Origin of the sequence: Enterococcus camelliae, from assembly GCF_042685105.1 — a bacterium.
In the GTDB taxonomy this organism is placed as follows: domain Bacteria; phylum Bacillota; class Bacilli; order Lactobacillales; family Enterococcaceae; genus Enterococcus_G; species Enterococcus_G camelliae.
Window position 1 is genome coordinate 1 of the sequence record NZ_JBHUMO010000024.1, and the last position, 8,417, is coordinate 8,417.

Annotated in this window: 7 protein-coding genes and 1 pseudogene; 5 read left to right on the top strand and 3 right to left on the bottom strand. The window is 41.9% G+C overall.

The window, feature by feature from the left end:
• Window positions 1-315 precede the first annotated feature (315 nt).
• On the bottom strand, window positions 316-1,476 hold the full coding sequence (locus tag ACFSR0_RS03690; RefSeq protein WP_379980025.1) for a 3-phosphoglycerate dehydrogenase family protein: 1,161 nt from the start codon (window positions 1,474-1,476) through the stop codon (window positions 316-318).
• An 87-nt stretch (window positions 1,477-1,563) separates the two neighbouring features.
• Here ACFSR0_RS03690 and ACFSR0_RS03695 point away from each other — a divergent pair, with 87 nt between their 5' ends.
• The gene (locus ACFSR0_RS03695) at window positions 1,564-2,190 is read left to right on the top strand and encodes a DapH/DapD/GlmU-related protein (RefSeq protein ID WP_379980027.1); all 627 of its coding nucleotides are present in this window, start codon (window positions 1,564-1,566) and stop codon (window positions 2,188-2,190) included.
• 101 nt (window positions 2,191-2,291) lie between these two features.
• Here the strand turns inward: ACFSR0_RS03695 and ACFSR0_RS03700 are convergent, their stop codons facing one another.
• Window positions 2,292-3,383, bottom strand: a complete 1,092-nt coding sequence (locus ACFSR0_RS03700) for a PTS transporter subunit IIC (protein WP_379980029.1) — start codon at window positions 3,381-3,383, stop codon at window positions 2,292-2,294.
• Window positions 3,384-3,569: 186 nt separating this feature from the next.
• Entirely contained in the window at window positions 3,570-4,379 is an 810-nt protein-coding gene (locus ACFSR0_RS03705; RefSeq protein WP_379980031.1) for an aldo/keto reductase family protein, read from the bottom strand.
• 186 nt (window positions 4,380-4,565) lie between these two features.
• Here ACFSR0_RS03705 and ACFSR0_RS03710 point away from each other — a divergent pair, with 186 nt between their 5' ends.
• The 4 genes and pseudogenes from ACFSR0_RS03710 to glpK form a co-directional block, all read left to right on the top strand.
• Window positions 4,566-5,936 (top strand): MATE family efflux transporter, encoded by a 1,371-nt coding sequence (locus ACFSR0_RS03710; protein WP_379980036.1) that lies wholly within the window; start codon window positions 4,566-4,568, stop codon window positions 5,934-5,936.
• Window positions 5,937-6,052: 116 nt separating this feature from the next.
• Complete coding sequence (locus ACFSR0_RS03715; RefSeq protein ID WP_379980038.1) at window positions 6,053-6,583, top strand: hypothetical protein; 531 nt, start codon at window positions 6,053-6,055, stop codon at window positions 6,581-6,583.
• Window positions 6,584-6,608: 25 nt separating this feature from the next.
• A complete protein-coding gene (locus ACFSR0_RS03720) occupies window positions 6,609-6,971 on the top strand; it encodes a hypothetical protein (protein WP_379980040.1) in 363 nt (120 codons plus the stop codon).
• Window positions 6,972-7,154: 183 nt separating this feature from the next.
• Window positions 7,155-8,312 (top strand): annotated as a pseudogene (glpK, locus tag ACFSR0_RS03725) (glycerol kinase GlpK); the annotation flags it as partial.
• Window positions 8,313-8,417: the final 105 nt, after the last annotated feature.

The window sequence follows — 8,417 nt, forward strand, 5'->3', positions numbered from 1 at the left end:
ACACATTGATTTCTCAATATGCTGACTGTACGTTTTCGGAACTTGGTTCCGACGAGCGCTTACCCACAACTAAAGTCACGGGTGTGCGCGCTCGGTTCAATCAAAAATGTAACATTTATAGGACAACTGTGTTCCACCTTTCCATAGTAAGTCTGAAGCAACGTACACTATGACGTGCTAATCGTTATCAAAATATGAATCAAGAGAGCGGATGAGCTGTCACGATTTTGTGCAGGCCAAGGTTGTCCCTATTTCAGCAAACAAATCCAATGAGTCATAAGCAATCAACTGAAATTAGCGGGAAACCGTTGGCGCTTAATAAATATTCTGAATGGTCCGTACCCGAATGACATCGGTATTGGTTTGAATTGTTTCAGCCAACCGTTGAACTTTTTCAAAATCCATTTCATCCAAATCAATCAATGTATAGACGTAGCCTTGCTTGCGATCACTTGTTAAGATATCAATCTCAATATCAAATTGTGAAATCAATTTTGACAAGTGGGCAAAAATATGTGGGTAGTCCTTATAAAACAAGGTTAGGCGGATAGGGGCATGAAACGGTAAGGACACTTCAGGAAAATTCACCGATTGATGGGTATGACCAAATAGTAAAAAGTCCCGCATGCTTCGAAGGGTTGTTGTCGCACTATCAGTCAAGGCTTTATTGGTGGTACCGCCAATATGTGGCAAAAGACGTATCTTGGGATGATGGAGTAGGTCAGCTGCAGGGAAATCGGAGATATACAGCCGCAAACGTCCTTCATTTAAGGCCGTAATGACTGCTTGGTTGTCGACAATTTCTCCTCGCCCAAAATTAAGCAAAATGGCCTTCTTTTTCATTAAAAGCAGGGTTTGTTGGTTGATTAATCCCCGAGTTTCTTCAGTCAAGGGCAGCAAGATAATCACAAAGTCTGAACGCTTCAATAAATAGTCTAGCTGGTCCACTTGGGTAAAATAATCTTCATTTCGCATGCGTCGAGCAAAGCCCAGTACATCCATGCCTAAATCATGACAAGATTTGGCCACTTGCAAACCAATGGAACCTAGGCCCAAAATGCCAACAGTTTTTCCTTCTAGCTCTTCGCCTACAAATTCACCGCGTCGGGCTTCGGCTTGTTCCAACAGGTCGTCTCCTGATAATGTCTGTACCATTTCAAGGGCTGGTTTGAGTGGGCGCATCGAATGTAGCATACAGCTTAATACCAATTCTTTGACTGCATTTGCATTCACGCCAGGTGTATTAAAAACGGCCGTTCCATTCGCTGTAGCAGCTGCAACATCAATGGTGTTCAGCCCCGTTCCAGCGCGCCCAATCATTAACAAACGGTCTGTGAACAACGTTGTGGGAACTTTCGCACTCCGAACAAAAATGGCATCTGGTTGCTCAATATCCTCAGAAAAAGAAAAATGCTGAGCGGACATCCGCCGTTTTAGTCTGCTTGATAAGTCACCAAGTGTGAGGATGGTATACATTTGAACACCTCCTTTTTTTTCATTTCATTCAAATTTTAGCGGTTTTTCGTGTAAAATGATAGTAAAAGATTGCAAGGGAGTGTTTCGATGCATATTGAAATGATTAAATTCACTACGGAAGAACCAATAATTGGCAAGCAAACCGAAATGAAAGACGCCACATTTGGACCGTACGTGGAAATTGGTGAACAAAATCATCTCGACAATGTAACTGTAGGCGATTATTCCTACACCGGTCAATATTGTTTTATTCAAAATAGTCAATTAGGAAAATTTATTAGCATGGCTTCAATGGTCCGCATTGGTCCGACCAATCATCCCTACGATTGGCCGAGTCAACATATCTTTGCATACAACGGTGAAGGATATGGGTTTCCAGCAAAAGATCAAACTTTTTTAACCAACCGAAAACAAAAAATTACGACAATCGGCAACGATGTTTGGATTGGTCATGGTGCGGTGATTCAAGCAGGTGTGACAGTTGGAGATGGGGCAGTCATTGCTTCAAATGCGGTAGTGACCAAAGATGTTCCCGCGTACGCAATTGTTGGGGGTGTACCAGCAAAACCAATCAAATACCGCTTTGATGACGCTACGATTGCTGCGTTGGAACGCATCAAATGGTGGGATTGGTCACGGGCACAATTAGAAGCAAACTATGCGGATTTTCGTCAGCCAATCGACCAATTTATCGCCAAACACGACAAGCAATAACTGAAAAATTCCCCAGCCAGTGATGAAACCGACCTCCAGAAAGCTAACTTTTGGAGGTCGGTTTCATGTTTTATTCTATTCCAGCTAGGGAATTTTTCTGATTATTGCATTTCGATTGTTAAGTACCCTTTGCGTGCTTTGCCGACTTTAACCATCACATAGTAAAGAACATATGAGAGAATGCCTGACAAAACAACCCCAACGAATAGAAAGACCAAAAAACCATTGAAATTCGTCGCCCACAAATTAAGAGGCGCAATCAGAGAATTTAATCCTAAACCAGCCAATTCGTAGGTCGTTTCGAAATGAAAAAGGACGGTTGCAATCGGGGCACAAATCATTGCTGAAAGAAACGGCGGAATCACCATTTGTGGATGCAACGTCAAATTGGCAAATTGAATTTTTGGCGTAATCAAGCCTTGGGCGATGTTGGCACCAATTTTGTTTTCGCGATAACTCATAACAGTGAAGCCGACAAATTGAGCTGTACAGCCGATTAAGGCCGCAGCAGAAGAAATGGGATCAAGCTGTAGGGCAATTGCTAAGGCCGCAGAAGAAGCAGGCGTCATCAGCAAAATACTCCAAGCGAGAGCGACGGCCATTGAACCAATAATGGGTGAAATTTGGACGGAGTTTGCAATCATTTGGCTGAGCCACAATAATAAAGGGGTCGTGACATAGGCCAAAAGCACCCCACTAATCCCACCAATAAAAAGACTACCAAAAGGAACCAGAATCATATCGAGTGGCGTTTTCCCAGACAACCACTTTCCGACCAACGCAGCGATGAGGCCCGCTAATACGGCACTAATAGGTTGTCCTGTTGTAAAAATCCCACCACCAGCTAATTGGGAAGCAGTATGGCCAGTAATGGTGATACTCGATACATTGTCTTGGGTAAAATAGACAGCATTCGCGCCAACGGTAGAGGCAATCATAGAACTAAAAAGCACCAACGTATTTGTCCCTAATTGATAGGCAATCCCAGCCCCAAAGGCAGGTGCCAACAAAAGTTTCGCCATGGTCCCAATTTGAGTGATTTCAGCAATACCTGTAAATTTGCCAATCGTTTCAAATAATAAGCCAATTCCTAATGCAACCAAGACGGCGTTTGAAATGCCAGCAGAAACTTTGTAGACATAATCTTTTACAATTGCTTTTTTGGTTAGTGGTGTTGCTTGTTCGGTATCCATGTGTTTTCCCCCTATGAAACTTAAACGCAATAACTGTCTAAATTTTCTAAAAATTATGATTAGTCAGATTTTAGAACAAAAAGAGAGTGATTTCAAGTTTTTTTTAGCAAAAAACCTTATTTTCGTGAAAATTTACTGAAATAAAAAAAGAGACCACCTATTGATGATCTCTAGAAGCGTAACTGATTAGAGTGTAGCAATTTTTTTCATTTCTGCTTGGGATAGATGAAAATCAAAGAGCGCCAGGTTTTCTTGTTGACGTTCGTTGTTATGGGATTTAGGGATAACAACCACACCACGCTGCACTTGATAGCGCAAAGCTACTTGTGCCCAATTTTTGTGATAGGTTGCACCGATTTGTTCTAAAATTTCTTTGGCTTCCGCAGACACCTTACTTAACGGTCCCCAGGCTTCAGGAACCACCTTGTTTGCTAAACAGAAGGCAACTAGCTCCTCATTCCAGTGACCAGGATGAGATTCGATTTGATTCACAGCAGGTTTGATTCGGCTGTGTTCGAGCAAGTAAGCCAACTGATCAGAGCGAAAGTTCGATACACCAATTGCTTTTAAGACACCCTTATCAACAAATGCTTCAAGTATACGCCACATGGCAAGCATTTGCTCTAGGTTGTCCCAAGGATGATGAATCAGATACAAATCAAGATAGTCTGTTTCCAGCGCAGCCAAGCTACTTTCAACGCCTTCCTTGACCGCAGCAGCATCTTTGTAATAGGCTTCCTCACCAGGGATTTTTGACGTTAAGAAAAATTCCTTCCGTGGAAGACCTGTTTCTTTCAACCCTTTTGCCACAACGGCTTCATTCCGATACATAATGGCCGTATCGAAAGAGCGGTACCCATTGGCAACGGCTTCTTTGATTTCAGTGGTATCGCCATTGATTTTTCCCATATACTCGCGGTTTTCTTTTCCAAACGTATTTGTACCGCTTCCAATAACCGGCATCAGAATACCAGTATTCAATTGCACTGTTTCCATAAAGTGGTGACCTCCTCAAGAGAAAATAATGGTTCCAATTCATTCTAACAAAAAAAGAAACCATCCGACAATCAAACTGGCTTTTGGGGGTCACGACAACGACGGCGCTTTTTTTTTTATAGAATGAACCATTTTTATTCGAGAATGGGTATAATAATACAAACAGTCTTTGGGGGAGTGAAAAAAATGAACTGGTTGCAGCAGACAATCAAAAAGAATTTCAGTAGTACGCTATTCACTCCAGATGAAGTTGGCAAATTGGTATTGCCCATCGTGGTTGATCAAAGCTTTATTATAGGGATGGCTATTTTTAATACTGCGATGATTAGTTCGGCGGGAATCGCGGCTGTCAGTGCGGTAAATATGGTCGAATCCTTAAATATTTTTTTGGTTAGTATTTTTATTGCTTTGGCGACTGGAGGAACGGTGCTCGTAGCGCAAGCAAGAGGGAAAAGAGATCAGGCATTGCTTCAGCGAGCGGCAACGAATACGCTAGTCACCGTCTTTTTACTAGCGTTGGTATTTACGATAATTATGCTGGTCTTCCATCAACAAATCCTATCGGGTGTCTTTGGCGGCTCAAGTGAAGCCGTGATGAAAAATGCGCGAATTTATTATATTGGGTCCGTTGCGAGTTATCCCGCTTTGGCCATTGTTGAGGCGGCTTGTGGCGTGTTAAGAGGGGTTGCAGACACAAAAACTTCCTTTTTCTTGTCTTTTGTGACCAATTTTAGCTATGTCGGCTTAAATTTACTATTCATCTTGGTGTTTCATTTTGGCATTGTGGGGATGTCCGTTGCAATTAATCTTGCGCGCATTGCCGGGGCACTCTTGTCGTTATGGTATCTGCTCTACCGCAACCACGAACTAGCCATCACCATCAAACGTATGGTCCACTTAGATTGGCAAATGATGAAGCGGGTCTTGGTGGTCGGCTTTCCCTTTGCCGCAGAGCAATTATTTTTTAATGGTGGCAAAATCATCACGCAAATTTTTATTGTTGGGATGGGAACATTGGCGCTAACATCTAATGCCATCGCAACGTCGTTAACGATGTTATTGGAGATTATCCCAGGATCGCTCTCACTGGCCTTGGTTCCAATTGTGGGTCAATCCATTGGTGCGGGAGATACCCAGAGTGTTAAACGATTTTGGCGGTCATTTTTGGGATTGTCCTCTTTCTCAACAGTAGTCGCTGGGGCGTTATTGTTGGTGCTTTATCCTTGGATTATTGAACTATTCAATGCTCCGGCGGCAGTGGAGTCTAGTGTCTTTTGGATTACGGTAATGGTCATTTTTTTCCGTATTCTTTTTTGGCCCGTCAGCTTTATCACTCCGTCAGCTTTGCGGGCGGCTGGGGATGCCAACTTTACTTCTTTGGTTTCCTTAAGTAGCATGTGGGGCGTGCGGATTGTGTTAGGCTACTTGCTTGGTATTACGTTGAACTATGGCCTTTTGGGAATCTGGGCAGCGATGTGTCTTGAATGGGGCGTACGTGGGGGGATTTTTGCCTTACGCTTAAAAAGCAATGCTTGGATTAAGAAGCGCTTAGTCTAACAGCCTTCAATCAAAGAGAATGACTTATGGAAGGGGCATTCTTTTTTTGAGGAAAAATGGTTATCGTTACCTGAGCACATTTAACGAATCAATGGCCAGTGGACGTGGACCGTTTTGTGCGGGCTTTAGAGTCACATCTTGATGTGACGTTTTCGCAGGCAAATAGTCAAAAGCTCAGTCTGTGGCTAAAAATCATGCAAAAGCGTTGGTTAGTCAAAAAACCCGTACAAATGGAAACCAAAAAGAAATTAACCTACTTCATGGATGATGTATTGTACCAAGCAATCGATGAATTCATGACGCTGTATCTTGCACGAACAGCAGTTGAAAATAGTCGTTACGAGACAATGTTGTTTTATGTATTTTTAATTTGCTTTGAAGTATTCGAAGAAGAAGACTTCTATCAATATGATTTGCTGCGTAGTAAGAAATTACCGACAGCAGTGTTAGATACTTACATTAGAGAGACGATTTTACTGTACTATCGACCCCGGAGACTAGCCATTCAGCTTGAAAAAAAATTTGGTTATCAAATTGCCCACATCAATAATCGCGTTTACTTTTTACAAGGGCGCATTGAATTGTATGACCGCCAACATATGATTGCACTTCAACGGCGCTTACTTGGCAAAACATTGATTAAATAAATTGTTGGTCCTAGTATTCAAACAATTGGATAACTATCAGGTACAGCAGACCACCCTACATGACTTTTTAGTTATTAGCTATGCGAGTGTTTTGATGATGATTGATTTTTCTGTAACCCAGACTGTCTATGTGGCTATTGACTTTACCAATTTATCGACTTATCGGTTTCCTTTTTATCAGCTGATTCAGTTAGAATTGCGTCCACTGAATGGGGTGGAAGTCAGTGAATATGACGACAGTCAAGCTTATGATTTGGTCATTTCACCAAAAGCACCTCCCAAAAATTATCAGGCGAATCAGTGGTATATGCTCTCTGAATTTGTTTCAACTTATGATTTACAAGCGATTAAGCAGCTCATCGAACAGATTCGCCATCATAAAAATTAGCAACAAGCGATACTAGTGATTTTGCCCTAGCTATCGTTTTTTTTTACATGTAAATCCATATGTAACGTGGAATCTGTCAAAAAAAAGGAAAATAACTTTTTTTTTGACAGGTGTAAGCAAGTATTTCGCTGTATGATAGAACTATAGGAAAGAAAACGATTACAACATTGAGGAGGAATTTCAGTGACAGAGCAAACGTATATTATGGCAATTGACCAAGGGACAACTAGTTCCAGAGCAATTATCTATGATAAAAAAGGGACACAAATTGGTAGCTCCCAAAAAGAGTTTACACAATATTTTCCACATGAAGGCTGGGTGGAACATAATGCAAATGAAATTTGGAATTCTGTACAATCGGTCATTGCCGGCGCATTTATTGAATCAGGCATCAAGCCTTCACAAGTAGTGGGGATTGGAATCACCAATCAACGGGAAACAACCGTTGTTTGGGAAAAAGAAACAGGACGCCCTATTTACAATGCGATTGTCTGGCAATCACGTCAATCAGCACCCATCGCCAATAACTTAAAAGATGAAGGTTATAGTGATTTCTTCCATAAAAAGACAGGATTAATCATCGATGCGTACTTTTCAGCAACGAAAATTCGCTGGATTCTAGATAATGTTGAAGGTGCACAAGAGCGAGCAGAAAAAGGAGAATTACTTTTTGGTACGATTGATACTTGGTTAACATGGAAACTAACAGACGGTGGTGTGCATGTCACAGATTACTCCAATGCCAGTCGCACGATGCTCTTTAATTTGCATGATTTGGATTGGGATCAAGAAATTTTAGACTTGCTAAATATTCCACGTGTGATGTTACCAAAACCAGTATCCAATTCAGAAGTATATGGCTACACACAAGGCTTCCATTTCTATGGTAGTGAAGTGCCTATCTCAGGCATGGCAGGTGACCAACAAGCGGCGTTATTTGGGCAAATGGCATTCGAACCAGGAATGATTAAAAATACGTATGGTACGGGCTCCTTTATCGTGATGAATACTGGGGAAGAACCGCATTTATCCGAAAATAATCTATTGACAACCATTGGCTATGGGATTAATGGCAAAGTCTATTATGCCTTAGAAGGAAGTATCTTCGTGGCTGGTTCATCCATTCAATGGCTACGTGACGGCTTAAAAATGCTAGAAAAATCAAGTGACTCAGAAGAAGCAGCTCGCCAATCGAAAAATGATGATGAAGTCTATGTCGTACCTGCATTTGTTGGTCTGGGCGCACCATACTGGGACCAAGATGCGCGGGGAGCAATGTTTGGGATTACGCGGGGAACGACAAAAGAAGATCTGATTAAAGCAACACTACAATCGATTGCTTCTGAACCTCCCACGACTTAAGTCGCGGGGTTCTGAGTCCTTACGGACTTAAAACCCTTTGACCCAAATGTAGTTTCTTCTTGCCTGAGATACGGGATACCGAAG